The 17,740-nt window shown below is 65.2% G+C and carries 20 protein-coding genes; 6 read left to right on the top strand and 14 right to left on the bottom strand.

Annotated features, from left to right (window positions below):
- Window positions 1-15 precede the first annotated feature (15 nt).
- The gene (locus XH81_RS23120) at window positions 16-414 is read left to right on the top strand and encodes an MAPEG family protein (protein ID WP_038973461.1); all 399 of its coding nucleotides are present in this window, start codon (window positions 16-18) and stop codon (window positions 412-414) included.
- Window positions 415-569: 155 nt separating this feature from the next.
- Here XH81_RS23120 and XH81_RS23115 read toward each other — a convergent pair whose 3' ends face one another.
- The 3 genes from XH81_RS23115 to XH81_RS23105 are packed head-to-tail and all read right to left on the bottom strand — an operon-like array spanning window position 570 to window position 4,416.
- Window positions 570-1,706, bottom strand: a complete 1,137-nt coding sequence (locus XH81_RS23115; RefSeq protein WP_085968583.1) for a nickel/cobalt transporter — start codon at window positions 1,704-1,706, stop codon at window positions 570-572.
- Window positions 1,697-2,335, bottom strand: a complete 639-nt coding sequence (locus tag XH81_RS23110) for a DUF1007 family protein (protein WP_028139995.1) — start codon at window positions 2,333-2,335, stop codon at window positions 1,697-1,699. The genes XH81_RS23115 and XH81_RS23110 overlap by 10 nt, the downstream gene beginning before the upstream one ends.
- A complete protein-coding gene (locus tag XH81_RS23105; RefSeq protein ID WP_038973460.1) occupies window positions 2,335-4,416 on the bottom strand; it encodes a M3 family metallopeptidase in 2,082 nt (693 codons plus the stop codon). Before XH81_RS23105 ends, XH81_RS23110 begins: the two co-directional genes overlap by 1 nt.
- A 138-nt stretch (window positions 4,417-4,554) precedes the next feature.
- Here XH81_RS23105 and XH81_RS23100 point away from each other — a divergent pair, with 138 nt between their 5' ends.
- From XH81_RS23100 to XH81_RS23080, 5 genes are all read left to right on the top strand, one after another.
- On the top strand, window positions 4,555-4,809 hold the full coding sequence (locus XH81_RS23100) for a hypothetical protein (RefSeq protein WP_018316184.1): 255 nt from the start codon (window positions 4,555-4,557) through the stop codon (window positions 4,807-4,809).
- 687 nt (window positions 4,810-5,496) lie between these two features.
- The gene (locus XH81_RS23095) at window positions 5,497-6,639 is read left to right on the top strand and encodes a type III PLP-dependent enzyme (protein ID WP_028139993.1); all 1,143 of its coding nucleotides are present in this window, start codon (window positions 5,497-5,499) and stop codon (window positions 6,637-6,639) included.
- A gap of 129 nt (window positions 6,640-6,768) precedes the next feature.
- Window positions 6,769-7,356, top strand: coding sequence for a GNAT family N-acetyltransferase (locus XH81_RS23090; RefSeq protein WP_271596372.1), 588 nt, complete (start codon window positions 6,769-6,771; stop codon window positions 7,354-7,356).
- A gap of 146 nt (window positions 7,357-7,502) precedes the next feature.
- Window positions 7,503-7,892, top strand: coding sequence for a RidA family protein (locus tag XH81_RS23085; RefSeq protein WP_038950604.1), 390 nt, complete (start codon window positions 7,503-7,505; stop codon window positions 7,890-7,892).
- Between the two features lie 67 nt (window positions 7,893-7,959).
- Window positions 7,960-9,402 carry a homospermidine synthase gene (locus XH81_RS23080; RefSeq protein WP_028139990.1) on the top strand — a complete coding sequence of 481 codons (1,443 nt, stop codon included), beginning with the start codon at window positions 7,960-7,962 and terminating at the stop codon, window positions 9,400-9,402.
- 124 nt (window positions 9,403-9,526) lie between these two features.
- Here XH81_RS23080 and XH81_RS23075 read toward each other — a convergent pair whose 3' ends face one another.
- From XH81_RS23075 to XH81_RS23025, 11 genes are all read right to left on the bottom strand, one after another.
- Window positions 9,527-9,856: a hypothetical protein gene (locus XH81_RS23075; protein WP_028139989.1), complete on the bottom strand. Its 330-nt coding sequence runs from the start codon at window positions 9,854-9,856 to the stop codon at window positions 9,527-9,529.
- Between the two features lie 100 nt (window positions 9,857-9,956).
- Window positions 9,957-10,673, bottom strand: coding sequence for an MgtC/SapB family protein (locus XH81_RS23070; RefSeq protein ID WP_028139988.1), 717 nt, complete (start codon window positions 10,671-10,673; stop codon window positions 9,957-9,959).
- Between the two features lie 144 nt (window positions 10,674-10,817).
- The gene (locus XH81_RS23065) at window positions 10,818-11,837 is read right to left on the bottom strand and encodes a WD40 repeat domain-containing protein (RefSeq protein WP_161966340.1); all 1,020 of its coding nucleotides are present in this window, start codon (window positions 11,835-11,837) and stop codon (window positions 10,818-10,820) included.
- Window positions 11,837-12,883, bottom strand: a complete 1,047-nt coding sequence (locus XH81_RS23060; RefSeq protein WP_018316192.1) for a CobW family GTP-binding protein — start codon at window positions 12,881-12,883, stop codon at window positions 11,837-11,839. Before XH81_RS23060 ends, XH81_RS23065 begins: the two co-directional genes overlap by 1 nt.
- A 55-nt stretch (window positions 12,884-12,938) precedes the next feature.
- Window positions 12,939-13,802, bottom strand: coding sequence for a metal ABC transporter solute-binding protein, Zn/Mn family (locus tag XH81_RS23055; RefSeq protein ID WP_212474963.1), 864 nt, complete (start codon window positions 13,800-13,802; stop codon window positions 12,939-12,941).
- Between the two features lie 5 nt (window positions 13,803-13,807).
- A complete protein-coding gene (locus XH81_RS23050; protein ID WP_028139985.1) occupies window positions 13,808-14,677 on the bottom strand; it encodes a metal ABC transporter permease in 870 nt (289 codons plus the stop codon).
- A 6-nt stretch (window positions 14,678-14,683) separates the two neighbouring features.
- Window positions 14,684-15,439, bottom strand: a complete 756-nt coding sequence (locus tag XH81_RS23045) for a metal ABC transporter ATP-binding protein (protein ID WP_028139984.1) — start codon at window positions 15,437-15,439, stop codon at window positions 14,684-14,686.
- A gap of 2 nt (window positions 15,440-15,441) precedes the next feature.
- Window positions 15,442-15,690, bottom strand: a complete 249-nt coding sequence (locus XH81_RS23040) for a hypothetical protein (protein WP_028139983.1) — start codon at window positions 15,688-15,690, stop codon at window positions 15,442-15,444.
- Window positions 15,691-15,736: 46 nt separating this feature from the next.
- A complete protein-coding gene (locus tag XH81_RS23035) occupies window positions 15,737-16,237 on the bottom strand; it encodes a hypothetical protein (protein ID WP_018316197.1) in 501 nt (166 codons plus the stop codon).
- The gene (locus XH81_RS23030; protein WP_028139982.1) at window positions 16,234-16,845 is read right to left on the bottom strand and encodes a permease; all 612 of its coding nucleotides are present in this window, start codon (window positions 16,843-16,845) and stop codon (window positions 16,234-16,236) included. Before XH81_RS23030 ends, XH81_RS23035 begins: the two co-directional genes overlap by 4 nt.
- Window positions 16,846-17,079: 234 nt before the next feature.
- Window positions 17,080-17,676, bottom strand: coding sequence for a superoxide dismutase (locus tag XH81_RS23025; protein WP_028139981.1), 597 nt, complete (start codon window positions 17,674-17,676; stop codon window positions 17,080-17,082).
- Between the last annotated feature and the right edge of the window lie 64 nt (window positions 17,677-17,740).

Raw genomic sequence — 17,740 nt, 5'->3', positions numbered from 1 at the left:
GCGGGGGAGGCAAAGATGACACTCGCGGAATGGTGCGTCTTTGGAGCGCTGCTGCTCTCTCTGTTGACGATCGGCTCGATCAAATGGATCAGGTTTCGCCGCTTCGACAATTCCCGGCCGCGCGACCCCGCCTTCTACGAGGACGCGCTCTCGCAGCGCGCGCTCGGCGCGCACCAGAACGGCATCGAGACCTTCCCGCTTTTCGCCTTCGCGGTGCTCCTCGCCGAATTCAGGGATTCGCCGCAGCGGCTGATCGACGAGCTCGCGGCCCTCTTCCTCATCGTCCGCCTCGCTTATGTGCTGACCTATCTCGGCAACCGCCCGACGCTGCGCTCGATTCTCTGGAGCATCGGCTTTGCGATCAATCTCGGGATCTTCTTCATGCCGGCGCTGAAGCGGTTTCTGCCGGTGTGAGGCGCCGTGTCCCGGACGCGGTGCAGCGCTCTTGCGCTGCTCCGCAGATCCGGGATCCAGAAAGCTACGTCCTAATGCGCGGAGAGATGGGTCCCGGCTCTGCAGCGCACCGTCAAAGGGACGCTGCGCTGCGTCCGGGGCACGAGAAACTCGGCCTAGAAACACGTCGTCCGCTCGGCCGCGATGTAGCCGAACAAGAGGCCAGCGCCAAACAGCAGCACGACGCCGGCGGCGGCGAATTCGATGCCGCGCATGAACAGCGCGCCGCCGCCGTCGCGCCCGGCACTGAGGCGGGCGGCGATGTCCTTGGCGGAGACGGCGACGACCGCGATGGCCGCAACCGTGATCGCGGTGCCCAATCCCATCAGGAAGGTCGCTGCGATGCCGGCCCAGAACAGGCCCTGGGCGAGCGCGAACACCAGCACCAGGATCGCGCCCGAGCAGGGGCGGATGCCGACGGTCAGGATCGCCGCAAAGCCGCGCCGCCAGCCACCGGGGCCGGCGAGCTCGCTCGGCGTGGGGCCGTGGGAATGGCCGCAATGTTCGTCATGAACGTGGTCATGCCCGTGGTGGGCATGGGCGTGCGCATGACCATGATCGTGGTGATGGTGATCATGTCCGTGATCGTGATGATCGTGGGCATCATGATGATGGTGATGACCGTGATCATGATCGTGCGGCACGCCGGCGATCGCCGGCAGCGGCTGGGCCGCCTGCAGCGCCCGGATGAAAATGCGGCCCTTGACCCAGACGAGACGCAGCCCGAACAACGCGATCAGGGCGTAACTCGCGATCTCGATCGCCCCTTCCGCCTTGCACATGGTCTTGGCGGTCGCGTTCAGCACCCAGGCCGAGATGCCGACGATGAGGATCGCGACCAGCGACTGCATCAGCGCCGAGGCGAACGACAGCGCGATGCCGCGCCGCGCGGTCTCGTGGTTGGCGACGAGATAGGAGGCGATCACTGCCTTGCCATGGCCGGGGCCGGCGGCGTGGAAGATGCCGTAGGCAAACGAGATGAAGAGCAGTGTCCACACCGCCGAGCCGTCGGACTTGGCGGCGCGGATGGTCGCCGACATCTGCCGATAGAATTCCGACTGTTTGGCCAATAGCCAGCCGATGAGGCCGCCGGTCTCGGGCTGGGCCGCCTGCGCCGGCCGCGGCGCGCCAAAGGGGTTTTGCGCGAAGACATCGTGAAGCGCGGCATCGGCCACACCCACGACGAGGACAACGGCGGCGCAGACAAGAAGCCCGCGGGCAATCGGCGACTGAAGACGACCGATCAAGGACAATCCACCGTGATCTTGTTGGCGAACATCATGCCGAAATTCGAGTTCTCGCCGTTCATGAAGGTCTGCTCGTTGAGCTTCTGCGCGCTCGCGGTGCCGTCGCTCGGGCGCTCCAGCTTCATCTGGCAGCCGGCGGGCGCGCCGACCAGTTTCACCGGGCTTTCCTTGGCCATCTGGAAGTCGATGAAGAAGGAGCGGTCGAACACTTCGAGCACCAGCTGCTTGGACTTGACCGGGTTCTTCAGCGGCAGCGTGAAGTGCAGGGTCAGCACCGTATCCTTGTAGTCGAGGAAATAGTCGACCGGCTCCTGGAATCGCTCCTTCTTGCCGTCGGCTCGCGCAAAGGTGAAGTAAGCGTATTCCTTCAGCGACTCGACGTTGGTCTGCGCCAGCGGCCCGAGCTCCTCGCGCGTATAGGCGCCCTTGGTCTTGCTCTCGAGCCCCTGCACCGCATAGGCCGAGAACATGTCGTCGAAGGTCCAGGCGTGGCGAACGCCGGTGATCGAGCCGTCGGCGGCGTAGAGCAATTCGCTGGTCGCAGTGATCCAGACATGCGGATGCGCACGCGCCGTGCCCGCCGAGAGCGACAGGCCGGCGGCGAGCAGCAATCCGAACAAGGCGCGCATGCCCATCAGGCGGCCTTCGCGGCGTCGAGCAGGCCGCGCCGGCGCAGCAGCGCGTCGGGTTCCGGAGGACGGCCGCGGAAGGCCTCGTAGGCGGCTTCCGGATCCACCGATCCGCCCGAGGCGTAGATGTCGTCGTGCAGGCGCTTGGCGACGGCGGGATCGAAGATATCGCCGGCCTCCTCGAACGCGCCGAAGGCGTCGGCGTCCATCACCTCCGACCACATATAGCTGTAATAGCCGGCGGCATAATGATCGCCGGTGAAGATGTGACCGAACTGGGTCGGACGGTGGCGCAGCGCGATCTCCTCGGGCATGCCGATCTTCTCCAGCTCGCGTCTCTCGAAGGCGCGCACGTCGCTGGCCGCTTCGGCCGGCTGGGTGTGGAATTCGAGGTCGACCAGCGCCGAGGAGACGAACTCGACCGTGGCAAAGCCCTGGTTGAATTTTCGCGCGGCAAGGAACCGTTGCAGCAGCTCGTCGGGCAGCGGCTCGCCGGTCTGGTAGTGACGGGCGAACTTCTGCAGCACCTCTGGCCGCTCCTGCCAGTGCTCGTAGAGCTGCGACGGCAGCTCTACGAAATCGGTGAACACGGAAGTGCCCGACAGCGACGGATAGGTCACGTTGGAGAGCATGCCGTGCAGGCCGTGGCCGAACTCGTGGAACAGGGTGCGGGCATCGTCGGGCGACAGCAGCGAAGGCTCGCCGCCGGCGCCCTTGGCAAAATTGCAGATATTGAGAACCAGCGGCGCAACATCGCCGTCGAGCTTCTGCTGGTCGCGCAGCGAGGTCATCCAGGCGCCGGAGCGCTTCGACGGCCGGGCGAAGTAGTCGCCATAGAACAGCGCCTTGTGCTTGCCGTCGGGGCCCTTGACCTCCCAGACCCGGACGTCGGGGTGCCAGACCGGAACGTCCTTGCGCTCCTCGAAGGTGATGCCGAACAGGCGCGTGGCGCAGTCGAAGGCGGCGGCGACCATGTGGTCGAGCGAAAGATACGGCTTGATCGCGGCGTCGTCGAAATTGGCGCGCTGAAGGCGCAGCTTCTCGGCGTAGAAGCGCCAATCCCAGGGAGCGAGCTTGAAATTGCCGCCCTCTTCCGTGATCAGCGCCTGCATGTCGTCGCGGTCGGCAAGCGCCCGTGCCCGCGCCGGCTTCCAGACCCGCTCCAGAAGGCTCCGCACCGCGTCCGGCGTCTTGGCCATGGAGTCCTCCAGCCGGTAAGCGGCGAAGGTCGGATAGCCCAGCAGCTTGGCGCTCTCTTCGCGCAGCTTGAGGACCTCGACGATGGTTCCGTTGTTGTCGTTGGCATTGCCGTTGTCGCCCCGTGCGGTGAAAGCCTTGTAGACCTTCTCGCGCAGATCACGCCGGGCGGAGCTTTTCAGGAACTGTTCGACCGAGGATCGCGACAGCGTGACGATGGCCTTGCCTTCCATGCCGCGCTCTTCTGCCGCAGCCTTGGCGCTGGCGACGAAGCTCTCCGGCAGGCCCTGGCGGTCGGCCTCCCCGAGCTCCATGACCCAGTCCTGCTCGTCGCCGAGCAGATGATGGCTGAAGCTGGTGCCGAGTTGGGCGAGCCTCTCATTGATCTCGGCCATCCGCGTCTTGGCCTCCTCGGAGAGGCCGGCGCCGGCGCGGTGGAAGCGGGTGTAGGTCCGCTCCAAGAGGCGAAGCTGCTCCGGAGCCAGATCCAGATTGGCGCGGTTCTCGTGGAGCTGGGCGATGCGGCCGAACAGCACGGCGTTCATCATGATCGGATTCCAGTGCCGAGCCATCCGCAGAGAGACCTCCTTGTCGATCTCCAGGATGGCCGGGTTGGAATGCGCCGAAACGAGGTCGTAGAATACGGCCGCCACCTTGCTCAGCAGCTTGCCCGAGCGCTCCAGCGCGGTGATGGTGTTGGCGAAGTCGGGCGCGGCCGGATCGTTGGTGATCGCCGCGATCTCGGCCGAGTGGTCGGCGAAGGCCTGTTCGAAGGCCGGCAGGAAATGCTCCGGCTTGATCTCGTCGAAGGGCGGGGTCGCAAACGGCGTCACCCAGGCCTTCAGCAGCGGGTTGGTCTCGGAGTCCGTAATTTGGCGGGGTTCTGACATCACAAGTCCCGATTTCGTGGCTCAATTGTTGCGGCCAGCTATAGCACGCGATGGGGCTTTTTTGGGCCATTTGCCCTTGCTCCCGGCCGCCTTTTCGGGGAGATTGCGGCCCTCGACAGACCACGGATCCCTGAGCTCATGAACGCGCCTTCCTCGTCTTCCCGTCAGATCGCTTGGCCAAGCGTCATCACCGTCATCAGCGCCGCCATCCTGATCGGCGCGGAGGTGTTCGGCGCGGCCTTCGCCGGTGGCTGGGCACTCGCGATCCTGTTCGGGCTCGGCGACCAGGGCACGCACATCCTGCAGGCCGTGCTGTTCGCGCTCGGTGTGCTCGTGATGACCGCGTTCATCCGCGCGGCCCAGCGTGTCGAGCCCTTCACGAAGCGCCGCTGACGCTTCGCGTGCGCGAGAGACGCGCGCACGAGGCTTCAAGACTTAACGCCCGTTCATCTTCCGCGGCGCTCGCGCAACACCGCGCAAGCAGATGTTAGGCAATTCTGTTCTCAGCCTAAAAAAATTCTTGCGAAGCAGAGTCAAAACGCTTATGTGCGCTCTTGCCCAATTTCGCACGTGCCTGTGGTCGTGTGTCAGTCGGTAGGTATCCGGACAAGAGGCCGGACAGCCGCCAAGGGGTGAAGAAGCCGAGGGGCTCTTCGGAAGTGCGGAAGTCAGAAGACTGAAGGTCGCAAGGCCTGAAGGTCGGACGAGGAAGCAAACCCGGAGCGTCCAGCATCTCTCTCAAAGAGATGCCTTGTCGAAGGTGACTTCGCTCTTTGCAACCGTGACTGGCAGCCGGAGGCGAACCGGCGCACCCCGCTCTCAACGGGGGACGCGACTTAAAGCAACGACGGATCGGGCTTTTTTGGTCTCTACCGGCAGTCCAACGCCGGCGCGGGCTACTGAAAAGGCTTGTCCTTCATTGCCAGGTGTGCGGGCGGGAAATTCCCAACCAATCCACGGCAGCACAGTCTGATTTGAGTCTTTGGCTCGTCACGCCTCCATCGCGTGATCTGGCCGGGGCGCTTATCCGACGACATTTTTTGAACGGATCCCCGTCGCTGGGCCGTTTGGGAGAGTGCTATGACCGAACGTATTCAGGAATTCCTGCGCAACCGCCGCAAGGATGGCCTCGACACCGAGCCGTGCCTCGTCGTCGACCTCGAGGTCGTGCGCGACAATTACCAGACGTTTGCCAAGGCGCTGCCCGACAGCCGCGTGTTCTACGCCGTCAAGGCGAACCCGGCGCCGGAAGTGCTCGCGCTGCTGGCGTCCATGGGCTCCTGCTTCGACACCGCCACGGTCGCCGAGATCGAGATGGCGCTGGCCGCGGGTGCAACCCCGGACCGCATCTCCTTCGGCAACACGATCAAGAAGGAGCGCGACATCGCGCGCGCCTTCGCGCTCGGCATCCGGCTTTTCGCCGTGGATTGCGCCGCCGAAGTCGAGAAGGTCGCCCGTGCCGCTCCCGGCGCGAAGGTGTTCTGCCGCATCCTTTATGACTGCGCCGGCGCCGAATGGCCGCTGTCGCGCAAGTTCGGCTGCGACCCGGAAATGGCCGTCGAGGTGCTCGACGTTGCCAAGCGCCTGGGCCTGGAGCCGTGCGGCATCTCGTTCCATGTCGGCTCGCAGCAGCGCAAGGTGAAGGCGTGGGACCGTGCGCTGGCGATGGCCTCGCAGGTGTTCCGCGACTGCGCCGAGCGCGGCATCAACCTGTCCATGGTCAACATGGGCGGCGGCTTTCCGACCAAGTATCTGAAGGACGTGCCGCCGGTCGTGACCTACGGCCGCTCGATCTTCCGCGCGCTGCGCAAGCACTTCGGCAACCAGATTCCGGAGACCATCATCGAGCCGGGCCGCGGCATGGTGGGCAACGCCGGCATCATCGAATCCGAGGTCGTGCTCATCTCGAAGAAGAGCGACGAGGACGAGGTGCGCTGGGTGTACCTGGACATCGGCAAGTTCGGCGGTCTCGCCGAGACGATGGACGAGTCGATCCGCTACGCCATCCGTACTGCCCATGACGGCGCGGACATGACGCCGTGCGTGCTCGCGGGTCCCACCTGCGACAGCGCCGACGTGCTGTACGAGAAGAACCCGTATCCGCTTCCCGTCACGCTGGAGATCGGCGACAAGGTGCTGATCGAAGGCACCGGGGCCTATACGTCGACCTACTCGTCGGTGGCGTTCAACGGCATCCCGCCGCTGAGGACGTACCACATCTGATCCGCCTCTTTCTCTGAGGCCTGACGAACCCGGGAGCCGGCTTGCCGGCTCCTCCCTGACATTTCGATCTGACGACGTCTTGGACAGGCGTGCTGCGCGCACGCCGGTTCAAGCGGGGACTGACGCGCCATGACCGCTTTTCGGAAGCCACAGATCGCCCTCACCTCGAAAGCCGCTCCGTTCGTGATCCGCGCGGAGCGTGCTGCCGACGTCGCGGTGCGTGAATCGCTGCTCGATGCCTGCTTTGGCGAAAACCGCCACGGCCGCACCTGCCAGCGCCTGCGCGACGGACGCGCGCCTGCCGCAGGCCTTGCCCTGTCGGCGGTGCGCGAGGGACAGCTCGTGGGAACCGTGCGGCTGTGGCACGTCAGCGCCGGAGGCAGGCCCGCTTTGGTCCTTGGACCGCTGGCGGTAGACCCTGCCTGCCGCGAGCTCGGGATCGGCGCCGCGCTGATGCATCAAGCGCTGGCCGCCGCCCGGGCGCGCGGGCATCAAGCCATCATCCTGCTCGGCGACGCCCCCTATTACGCCCGCTTCGGCTTCTCGGGCGAGAAGACAGGCGCGCTGGCGCTGCCCGGCCCGTTCGAACGCGACCGGCTGCTCGCGATCGAATTCCAGGCGGGTGCGCTCGATGGCGCCGAGGGGATGATCGTTCCGACCGGCGCGCCCCTGTCCAAACGGAGGGTCCTTCGCGCCCTCCATGCGCACGCGGCCTGAGGGATTGCCATGATGGTGACGACCGAAGCCGCGTAAAGCGGCAACGCTCGGCTGCGCCGTCCTGACGCCTGTTCTTTCGGGGTTGCGCAGGCCCGAGAAACGCCCTTTAACCCCGCGAAACACGCCTTTCAGTCGAGGTCCGAAACATGTCCCGTCGCCTCATCTCCACCGGCTCTCCGCTCGAGAAGACCGTCGGCTACAGCCGCGCCGTGATCGACGGTGAGTTCGCCTTCGTCGCGGGAACCACGGGCTATGACTACACCACGATGACGATGCCGGCCGATGTCACGAGCCAGTCACGCAACTGCTTCAAGACCATCGAAGCTGCCCTGAAAGAGGGCGGATTCGCGATGGCCGATATCGTCCGTGCGACCTATTACGTCACCGACGCCAGCACCATCGATGCCCACTTCGCCGTCTGCGGCGAGGTTCTCGGTGACATCAGGCCGGCGGCGACGTTGCTGGTCGTCAGCGCCCTCGCCAAGCCCGAGATGAAGGTCGAGATCGAAGTCACCGCCAAGCGCCGCAGCATCTGACAAGCGCCGCAGCGCCTGATCCACCCCTCACCATTTGTTTGCCAGCACGTTCCGGAGAAACCATCCCATGAGCCCCGCCTCGCAGATCTACGCGAAGATCACCGGTCCCATCGTCATGGTCGGCTTCGGCTCCATCGGCAAAGGCACGCTGCCGCTGATCGAGCGGCATCTCGATTACGACAAGTCGCGCGTCACCGTGATCGATCCCAAGGAGGAGGGCCGCAGGGCGCATTGCGAGAAGCAGAATGTGCGCTTCATCCAGAAGGCCGTGACAAAAGACAATTATCGCGAATTGCTGACCCCGCTGCTCACCGAAGGCGGCGGCCAGGGCTTTTGCGTCAATCTCTCGGTCGATACCGGCTCCACCGACATCATGGAGCTCTGCAACGAGCTCGGCGCGCTCTACATCGACACCGTCAACGAGCCCTGGCTCGGCTTCTATTTCGATTCCTCGAAGGGCCCGGAAGCGCGCTCCAACTACGCCCTGCGCGAAGCCACGCTGGCCGCCAAGCGCGCGCGCCCGGCGGGATCGACGACGGCTGTCTCCTGCTGCGGCGCCAATCCCGGCATGGTCTCCTTTTTCGTCAAGCAGGCGCTGCTCAACGTCGCCGCCGATCTCAAGCTCAATGCCCCCAAGCCCAAGACCAAGGCCGAATGGGCAGATTTGATGCGGCAGGCCGGCATCAAGGGCATCCACATCGCCGAGCGCGACACCCAGCGCTCCAAGAAGCCGAAAGAGGCCGACGTCTTCGTCAACACCTGGTCGGTGGAAGGTTTCCTGTCGGAGGGCGTGCAGCCGTCCGAGCTCGGCTGGGGCACCCATGAAAAATGGATGCCCGAGAACGCGCGGACCCACGAAGCCGGCTGCGGCGCAGCGATCTATCTGATGCAGCCCGGCGCCAACACGCGCGTTCGCACCTGGTGCCCGACCCGCGGCGCGCAATATGGCTTCCTCGTCACCCACAACGAGTCGATCTCGATCGCCGATTACTTCACGGTGCGTGACGCCTCGGGCACGGCGGTCTATCGGCCGACCTGCCACTATGCCTATCATCCGGCCGACGATGCCGTGCTGTCGCTGCATGAAATGTTCGGCCGCGCCGCGAAGATGCAGGAGAAGCACCACATCCTCGACGAGAACGAGATCGTGGACGGCATCGACGAGCTCGGCGTGCTGCTGTTCGGCCACGACAACAATGCCTATTGGTACGGCTCGCAGCTCTCGATCGAGGAGACCCGCAAGCTCGCGCCCTACCAGAACGCCACTGGCCTGCAGGTGACCTCCGCAGTGCTCGGCGGCATGGTGTGGGCGCTGGAAAACCCGAACGAAGGCATCGTCGAAGCCGACGAGATGGATTTCGATCGCCTGCTGGAAATCCAGCTCCCCTATCTCGGCCCGGTCAAGGGTTTCTACACCGACTGGACGCCGCTGACGGATCGCCCGGGACTGTTCCCGGAAGACATCGACACCAGCGATCCCTGGCAGTTCCGGAATATTCTGGTGCGGTGAAACGGCGCCTCTCTCCGCCCGTCATTCCGGGGCGGCGCGTAGCGTCGTGCCCGGAATCCATCGGGCGGCAGGGATCAATGGATTCCGGGTTCGCGCTATGCGCGCCCCGGAATGACGAAGAGACCTACTTCTTCTCGATCGGCGGCGCGATCTTCTCCGCCGGTGCCGGCGGCAGGGCCGGCTTGGTCGCCGCGCCTTGTGTCTGCGGCTCGGGGCGTGCAGGCTCGGGGGCCGGCGTAGTCGGCCGGTCGCCGCCGGGCTTGGCTTCCGCGGGCACCTTGCTCTGCTCGTCGGAAGGCGTGCCCTGAAGCGGCGGTGTCGCCTGCGCCAGCTGCATCCGGCTCTCGGCGCGGATCTGCGCGATCGATATGCCTGATATCACGACACCTGCTGCGAACAGCGAACAGGCGATCACCAAGTCGAGTTTCAGTCTGCGCTTGTCATTGACCGTCATGTCGATCACCGCCTTTGTCCGCGGGATCAACGAAATTGCCCGACCAGGGTTCCGTTCCCGGCAAGGTGGAACTGCGCGCCTGCGCGCCAAAACGCCGCGCTTACTCCGTCGTGCTGACTTCCCAGGTCGCGTGGCGCACGCCCGGCAGGTGCTGGAGATCGGTCGCAACGGTGTTCAACTCGTTCGGATCGACCGCGCTCGCGACCAGCTTCGCCACAATCTCGAGCATGTCCTCGCCGATCTCGACGACCTCGATACCCGCCACCGGATATTTCGCGGCTTCGAGCTTGTCGACGAGCCGGTCGCGCATCTCGGGCAGGGCGTCGGCCGCAACCGCGAGCTTGAAATAGTAGGTCGCCTCGGAGGCCTTCTCGTTCAGCGGGATGCGGTTGATGGCATTGACCAGCGGGCGCAGCATGGTGTTGCCGGCGATGACGAACACAGTCAGCGCGGCCGCCTGCGCGATCATGTCGGCGCCGGCGCAGGAGCCGACCGCGGCCGAGGCCCACAGCGTCGCCGCGGTATTCAGCCCGCGGACGTCCATGCCCTGCTTCATGATGACGCCGGCGCCCAAGAAGCCGATGCCGGAGACGACGTAGGAGATCACGCGCACCGCGCCGTCGGCGCCGGTCAGATGCATGGCGAGATCGACGAACGCGGCGGCGCCGACCGCGACCAGCACGTTGGTGCGCAGGCCCGCGGTGCGCTGGCGATATTGCCGCTCGGCGCCGATCAGCGTGCCCAGTACGAAGGCCGTGAACAGGCTGACCAGCGTGTCGGCAAAATCAGCAATCTGGAAGGTCGTTAGAAATCGCATCTATTCGCGCCGCCATTGAGGATGCGGTAGGGTGGGCAAAGGCGCGCTCTTCGCGCGACGTGCCCACCACTATTGTTTCGCGGAGAGATCGTGGGCACGGCGCAAGGGCGCCTTTGCCCACCCTACGGCCGGAACCATGACGGATTAAAGCTCCAGCAGACCGCCGTCCCCATTTTCATCGGCGAAGGCGAGCAGCGTGCCCTTGGCGTTCCAGGCGATCGCAGCCACCGGCGGGGTGCCGTTGCGGCGAACCAGGATCTCGGCGCCGTCCTCCAGCCGCACCATCAGCACGGTGCCGTCGCTGTAGCCGGCGGCGAGGATGTCGTTCTTGGGGTGACAGGCGACCACGGAGACCCGCGCCTGCAGCGGCGCCAGCATCGCGGGCTCCTTGCCCATCGGGCCGTCCTTGCTGGCGAACGGCCACAGGATGATGGTGTCGGCACCCGAGGTCGCCAGCGCCTTGCCGCCCGCGCTCCAGGACATCGAGCGGACGCGGCCGGGATAGCCGGTCATGCGCATATGCCTGTTGTCGGCAAGCCGCCAGCCATGCAGCGCCGCCTCGTGCATCGTGGTGACCAGGAACTTGTTGTCCGGGCTGAAGGTGACGCCGAGATGCGAGCCGGCCCAGGGCAGGAATTCGGCTGATCCCGCCATGTTCGGAAACCACAGCGTCGCGCCGTTGTAATGGGCAATCGCGAGCCGCAGGCCCTTCGGCGCGAACGCAAGCCCGCCGACGGTCGAGGGCACCTCGAGCGACTTCTCCTCAGTCTTGCCGCTCTTGACGAACGCCGTCTTGCCGGCCGACCAGGCGTAGGAGCCGTCCGCATGCAGCGCCACCGCATCGATCCAGCGTCGCTTGGGATCGGTGGCGAGCAGCGTCACCTCGCCCTTGGCGTCGAGCGAGACGACCTTGCCGTCGTCGCCGCCCATGACGAGGCGCTTGCCGTCGGAGGCCGTCGAGAGAATGCCGCCGCCATGCACGGCGACCGTCGTGATTTCGCCTTGGGCGTCCACGAACGCGACGTTCTCTTCGCCGCCGACGAAGGCGGCGCGGGGGCCAAGGAAATGCACCGAGGTCACGCCCATGCCGAGCGTAACAGGCTTGACGCGATCGGTGACGGAGACGATCGAGGCGGTATCGGGGGCCGGCGTAAACTCTTTCATCACGAGACGATGCAGCTCTCAAAACCCTTGCGGATGGCCTCTTCCGGTAATTCGCGGCCGATGAAGACGAGGCGGCTCTCGCGCGGCTCGCCCTCCTTCCACTTCCGCTGATGGTCGCCCTCCAGCATCATGTGGACGCCCTGGAAGACGTAGCGGTCGTCGTCGTCGTGGAAGGCGAGGATGCCCTTGGAGCGCAGGATCTTGCCGCCCTCGACCTGCACCAAATTCTGGAGCCAGGGCATGAACACGTTCGGATCGAGCGGCTTGTCGGTCTTGAGCGACAGCGACTGCATGTCCTCGTCGTGATAGTGCTTCAGGCCGTGGCCGTGATCATGGTGGTGATGATCGTGGCCGTGATGGTGGTGATCATGGTCGTGGTCATGATCGTCGGCCTCCAGGAAATCCGGCTCGATATCGAGGATGCGGTCGAGATCGAAGGCGCCGCGGTCGAGCACGTCGGCCAGGGCCACCGAGCAGCGCTCGGTGCGGTGGAGTTTCGCATAGGGATTGATGCCGCGGATGCGGGCTTCGACCTCGGCAAGCTCGCCCTTGCTGACGAGATCGGTCTTGTTCAGCACGATGACGTCGGCAAAGGCGATCTGGTTCTTGGCCTCGGGCGCGTCCTTGAGCCGGTCGGACAGCCACTTGGCGTCGGCCACCGTGACGACGGCATCGAGGCGGGCGTTCTTCTGCACGTCCTCGTCGACGAAGAAAGTCTGCGCGACCGGCGCCGGATCGGCAAGGCCGGTGGTCTCGACGATGATGGCGTCGAACTTGCCCTTGCGCTTCATCAGGCCGTCCATGATGCGCACGAGGTCGCCGCGCACGGTGCAGCAGATGCAGCCATTGTTCATCTCGAACACTTCCTCATCGGCGCCGATGATGAGGTCGTTGTCGATGCCGATCTCGCCGAATTCGTTGACGATGACGGCGTATTTCTTGCCGTGGTTCTCGGACAGGATGCGGTTCAAGAGCGTGGTCTTGCCGGCACCGAGATAGCCGGTCAGGACGGTCACGGGGATTTTCTGGGAGGTCGCTTCAGACATAACAACTCCGGACATAGGGCTTTTTCGCGCGACGCGAGGCGGGGTGGCCCCTGCCCTAGTGGTCAAGCGCACTGGTCAGGGCCTTTATATTGTGCCTGACCATATCAATGTAAGTGGGTGCAGGCCCCTTTTCGCCGGTCAAACCGTCCGAAATCAGGGTCCCGCCGACTTTTGAGCCGGTCTCCGCCGCGATCCGCCGGATCAACCGGTCATCGCTGATATTTTCCAGGAACACGGCCGGTATTTTTTGGGCCTTGATCTGGCCGATGATGGCCGCGATGTCCCGGGCGCTCGGCTCGGTTTCGGTGGAGACCCCCAGGGGGGCGATGAACTGGATACCGTATTCGGCGGAAAAATAGCCGAAGGCGTCATGGGTGGAGATCACCTTGCGCCGCTCCGGCGGGATTTTCGCCACGGCCTCGCGGACCTCGCGGTCGAGCGTTTCGAGCTTTTCAAGATAGGCTTTTGCCTGGGCCCGGAAGAAGTCCGCATCATCCGGGGCGGCCGCGGCCAGCGCATTGGCGATGTCGGTTGCGTAGGCTTTGGCGTTGGGGACGGACTGCCAGGCATGGGGGTCTGCGGCCGAGCCGAGCTTCAGCGGCGTGATGCCGGCGCTCGCGGTGACGACCACTGCCTTGCTACCTGCAGACTGCACGAGCCGCGGCAGCCAGCCCTCCAGCCCAAGCCCATTGACGATGACGAGCTTTGCCTCCGCGACCCGCTTGGCATCGCTTGGCGCGGGCGTATAGACGTGGACGTCGCTATCGGGGCCGACCAGCGTCGTCACGTTGACCCGATCTCCCCCGACGTTACGGACGAAATCGCCGAGGATCGAGAAGCTCGCAACGACGTTGAGCCGTTCCGCGGCGTGCAGCGGCGAGGCAGTCAGCAACAGCAGACAAAGCAGGATGAGTCGCATCGCCGTCACGCTTCCAGATGCCGGCCGGGAAACAGTTGCCGGACGATGCCGCCGACGCGGCCGAACAGCACGGAGACGATATAGAGCACCGTCGCCACGAGAATGACCGCAGGGCCCGACGGCACGCGGGTCTGGAACGACAGCACGAGGCCGGCATAGCCGGAAGCCGCAGCGGCGACCACGGCGATGCAGATCATGACGGTGAGATCGCGTGACCAGAACCGCGCGATACCAGCCGGCAGGATCATCAGGCCGACCGCCAGCAACGTGCCGAGCGCCTGAAAGCCGTTGACGAGGTTGATCACGACCAGCGCAAGGAAGGCGAGATGCGCGGGACCGCCGGCGCGACTGACTGTCCGCAAGAACAAGGGATCGACGCTCTCGATCACCAGCGGCCGGTAGATCACCGCGAGCACGAGCAGCGTCACCGTGGCGTTGAAGGCGACCACCAGCAGGGTCTGGTCGTCCATCGCGAGGATGTTGCCGAATAAGACATGGAGCAGGTCGATATTGGTGCCCTTGATCGAGACGATGGTGACGCCGAGCGCCAGCGAGGCCAGGTAGAAGGTCGCGAGCGAGGCGTCCTCTTTCAGCCCGGTCGAGCGCGCGACGACGCCGGCGAGGATGGCGACGGCGAAGCCGGCGATGAGTCCGCCCGCCGTCATCGCGAACAAATTGAGGCCGGAGAGGAGGAAGCCGACCGCAGCGCCGGGAAGAATCGCATGCGCCATGGCATCGCCGACGAGGCTCATCCGCCGCAGCATCAGGAAGACGCCGATCGGCGCGCCGGCCAGCGACAATGCGATCACGGCGGCCAGCGCCCGCCGCATGAACTCGAATTCGGTGAAGGGACCGATCAGCGCGTCATAGAGCATCGGTGATCACGCCGCCCGCGAGTTGATGTCATCGGCCGCGCAGGCCGCGGCGGTGTCGTCAAAGGCCTCACACATCCGCATCGCCACCAGCAGGTTTTCCGGCGTCAGCACCTCCGCCGTCGGTCCCCACGCCACGGGGCCGCGCGCCAGCACCAGCGTCTCGCTGAAATGGTTGCGCACCATCTCCATGTCGTGCAGCGCGGCGAGCACGGTGCGGCCCTCGCCGTGCCAGTGCTTGACCAGCGCGAGCAGATCGGCGGTGGTCTTGCTGTCGATGGCGTTGAAGGGCTCGTCGAGCACGATGAGCGAAGCGTCCTGCAGCAGCACGCGCGCAAACAGCACTCGCTGCATCTGGCCGCCCGAGAGCGTGCCGATCGGACGGTTCTCGAAACCGTTGAGGCCGACGGAGGCGATCGCGCGCAAGATCTTTCCGCGCGCGGCCTTGCCGATGCCACCGAACAGGCCGGCGTTGCGCCACAGCCCGGTGCCGACAAAGTCGAACACCGAGATCGGGAAGCTGCGGTCGATCTCCGCGCTCTGCGGCAGATAGGCGATATCGCGAGAGTCGAGCCCGCCGAGATGGATGCTGCCGTCGAGCGGCCGGAGGATGCCGACGATGCCACGCAGCAGGGTCGACTTGCCCGCGCCATTCGGGCCGATCACGGCGACCAGCGCGCCCCGCGCGACCTCGCCGTTGAGATGGTGCACCGCGGGATGCCGGTCATAGCCGAGCGTCACGTTGTGAAAGTGCAGCGCCGCCATCATCACCTCATCGCCAGGAAGACCACGCCCCAGAGCACGGCACAGACGGCGAGCGCGGCCCCGAGGCGCGCGGCCATGGTCATGCGCAGGATCGACCAGGGCGCGGCCTGGGCCGGATGCGGCGAGGCCGCGTCGTGGACATGGGCGTGGGTGTGGTCGTGCCCGTGCGAATGGCCATGAGCAGGCGAATGGTCATGGGAATGACCGTGAGCATGATCGTGATGATGGGCGTGGGACGCGGCGGGAACCATGCAGAGACGTTATATTATAACATTACCCCTGTCCACGACCCGGGTGTCAGGGCTTGCCGATCACCATCGCAATGGCCGCTGCCACGAATGGAAATGGCACCGACACGGCACAGCGGAACCAGACGAAGCGGGCGGGCATGAAGGGAATTTCCCACAAGATCACACGCTGGAAGGCAAACAGGGCCCAGGCGACGACATAGGCCACCACCTGCGGCACCCCGCCGCCCGACTTCAGCGCCACCGTGCCGATGGAGAAGCCGATCACGGGGCCGCCGGGGGTGGCGGCGCCGGCGACCACGGCGGTCGCAACTCCGAGCCAGCCGCTGTCCGGGCCGAGCCAGCCGGTGATCACCTCCTGCGGGATGATGGCGGCGATGTAGCCGGAGCCGATCACCCCGAGCGCGATCCGCGGCACGATGTTGATGAAGTCCATCGAGCCTTCGCGCAGCGAGGCCTTGAACACCGGAGGGCCGCGGCGAAACGCGATCAGGCCGACGCCGAACACCGAGCCCCACAACAGGATGTCGATGAAAAGCGCGGCGCTCATGCCGGGTCCTCGTCGCTTTCGCGCTTCGGATAGAGCCGGACATAGACGAAGCGGCCGAGGGCCCCTGCGAGCACCGGCAGCGGCAGCGAGATCAGAATCCGCCACAGCGTGAAGTCGGTGCCCATGATCGGGATTTCCCAGGCCACTGCCCGGCCATAGCCGATCAGGGTCCAGCTCACGACCATGGCGATGGTTGCGCCGAAATCGGCGCCGACCGCGAGCAGCGCACTCGCCACGGGATAGGCGGTGAAGGGACCGCCGGGCAGGATCGCGCCGAAGGCTGTGCCGATCAGAAGGCCCGTCAGGCCGGATTTCGGCCCGAGCGAGCGCGAGACCTTTTCATGCGGCAGGATCTCCGAGATGAAGGCCCCGAGCAGGCAGCCGGCGAGCACGCGCGGCAGGATGCCTGAGAACAGCGAGAGATCGTGGGTGAGAATATCGAGAACGCCGTCGGTGCCATCACGCCGCCAGACCAGCGCCGCGCTCACCGCGACCAGCGCGGCGATGATGATCGTCGACCAGCCGATCGGCTTGCGCACTCGCCCCGGCCGCGGCTCGGACTCGACGTCCTCGGCAGGCGCCGGGTCTTTCGGGGAAGGTTCTGACAACGGGCTCGGTTGGCTCGAGGGTGATGCCCGTCCTGATTAAGGGCGGCCTCCACACGATGCAAACAGTAGGATGACAGACCCGTGCGCGCGCCACGCAGGGCAATTCCGCACAGCAAAAAAGGCGGCCGCGCGAGCGACCGCCCCTTGTTGTCATTCCGGAGCGGCGAAGCCGAACCCGGAATCTCGAGATCCCGGGTTCGATGCTGCGCATCGCCCCGGGATGACGGAGTAAACTCAGGCCTTCTCGAACAGGGACTCGACGTATTCCCAGTTGACGAGGTTCTCGACGAACGCCTTGAGATAATCGGGGCGGCGATTGCGGTAGTCGATGTAGTAGGAGTGCTCCCAGACGTCGCAGCCGAGGATCGGGGTGGCGCCATGCACCAGCGGATTCTCGCCGTTCGGGGTCTTGGAGATCTCGAGCTTGCCGTTCTTGACCTGGAGCCAGCACCAGCCGGAGCCGAACTGGCCGACGCCGGCCGCCTGGAAGTCGGTCTTGAACTTCTCGAAGCCGCCGAGGTCTTCGTTGATCTTCTTCTCGATCTTGCCCGGCAGCTTGGTGCCGCCGCCATTGGGCTTCATCCAGCTCCAGAAGTGGATGTGGTTGTAGTGCTGGCCGGCATTGTTGAACACCGCGGGGTTCTTGCCGAACGAGCCCTTGACGATCTCTTCAAGGGACTTGCCTTCCCATTCGGTCCCCTTGAGCGCGTTGTTGCCGTTGGTGACGTAGGCCTGATGATGCTTGTCGTGGTGGAATTCCAGCGTCTCCTTCGACATGAACTGGCCGAGGGCGTCATAGGCGTAAGGGAGTGGGGGCAGCGTAAAGGTCATGGGATGTTGTCCGCGACTGATGGGGAACTGGCTTAACGGGGACTCTTATAGAAGGTTCCACCGC

It is taken from the genome of Bradyrhizobium sp. CCBAU 25360, from assembly GCF_028128695.1.
In the GTDB taxonomy this organism is placed as follows: domain Bacteria; phylum Pseudomonadota; class Alphaproteobacteria; order Rhizobiales; family Xanthobacteraceae; genus Bradyrhizobium; species Bradyrhizobium ottawaense.
The sequence above is the reverse complement of the archived record's forward strand: the minus strand, read 5'-3'. Positions and strand labels throughout refer to the sequence as shown.

Excerpts from the sequence above, each read along its gene's own strand:
- XH81_RS23120 (WP_038973461.1), top strand. The coding sequence starts at position 16 with ATGACACTCGCGGAATGGTGCGTCTTTGGAGCGCTGCTGCTCTCTCTG.
- XH81_RS23110 (WP_028139995.1), bottom strand. The coding sequence starts at position 2,335 with ATGGGCATGCGCGCCTTGTTCGGATTGCTGCTCGCCGCCGGCCTGTCG.
- XH81_RS23105 (WP_038973460.1), bottom strand. The coding sequence starts at position 4,416 with ATGTCAGAACCCCGCCAAATTACGGACTCCGAGACCAACCCGCTGCTG.
- XH81_RS23100 (WP_018316184.1), top strand. The coding sequence starts at position 4,555 with ATGAACGCGCCTTCCTCGTCTTCCCGTCAGATCGCTTGGCCAAGCGTC.
- XH81_RS23095 (WP_028139993.1), top strand. The coding sequence starts at position 5,497 with ATGACCGAACGTATTCAGGAATTCCTGCGCAACCGCCGCAAGGATGGC.
- XH81_RS23090 (WP_271596372.1), top strand. The coding sequence starts at position 6,769 with ATGACCGCTTTTCGGAAGCCACAGATCGCCCTCACCTCGAAAGCCGCT.
- XH81_RS23085 (WP_038950604.1), top strand. The coding sequence starts at position 7,503 with ATGTCCCGTCGCCTCATCTCCACCGGCTCTCCGCTCGAGAAGACCGTC.
- XH81_RS23080 (WP_028139990.1), top strand. The coding sequence starts at position 7,960 with ATGAGCCCCGCCTCGCAGATCTACGCGAAGATCACCGGTCCCATCGTC.
- XH81_RS23075 (WP_028139989.1), bottom strand. The coding sequence starts at position 9,856 with ATGACGGTCAATGACAAGCGCAGACTGAAACTCGACTTGGTGATCGCC.
- XH81_RS23070 (WP_028139988.1), bottom strand. The coding sequence starts at position 10,673 with ATGCGATTTCTAACGACCTTCCAGATTGCTGATTTTGCCGACACGCTG.
- XH81_RS23065 (WP_161966340.1), bottom strand. The coding sequence starts at position 11,837 with ATGAAAGAGTTTACGCCGGCCCCCGATACCGCCTCGATCGTCTCCGTC.
- XH81_RS23060 (WP_018316192.1), bottom strand. The coding sequence starts at position 12,883 with ATGTCTGAAGCGACCTCCCAGAAAATCCCCGTGACCGTCCTGACCGGC.
- XH81_RS23055 (WP_212474963.1), bottom strand. The coding sequence starts at position 13,802 with ATGCGACTCATCCTGCTTTGTCTGCTGTTGCTGACTGCCTCGCCGCTG.
- XH81_RS23050 (WP_028139985.1), bottom strand. The coding sequence starts at position 14,677 with ATGCTCTATGACGCGCTGATCGGTCCCTTCACCGAATTCGAGTTCATG.
- XH81_RS23045 (WP_028139984.1), bottom strand. The coding sequence starts at position 15,439 with ATGGCGGCGCTGCACTTTCACAACGTGACGCTCGGCTATGACCGGCAT.
- XH81_RS23040 (WP_028139983.1), bottom strand. The coding sequence starts at position 15,690 with ATGGTTCCCGCCGCGTCCCACGCCCATCATCACGATCATGCTCACGGT.
- XH81_RS23035 (WP_018316197.1), bottom strand. The coding sequence starts at position 16,237 with ATGAGCGCCGCGCTTTTCATCGACATCCTGTTGTGGGGCTCGGTGTTC.
- XH81_RS23025 (WP_028139981.1), bottom strand. The coding sequence starts at position 17,676 with ATGACCTTTACGCTGCCCCCACTCCCTTACGCCTATGACGCCCTCGGC.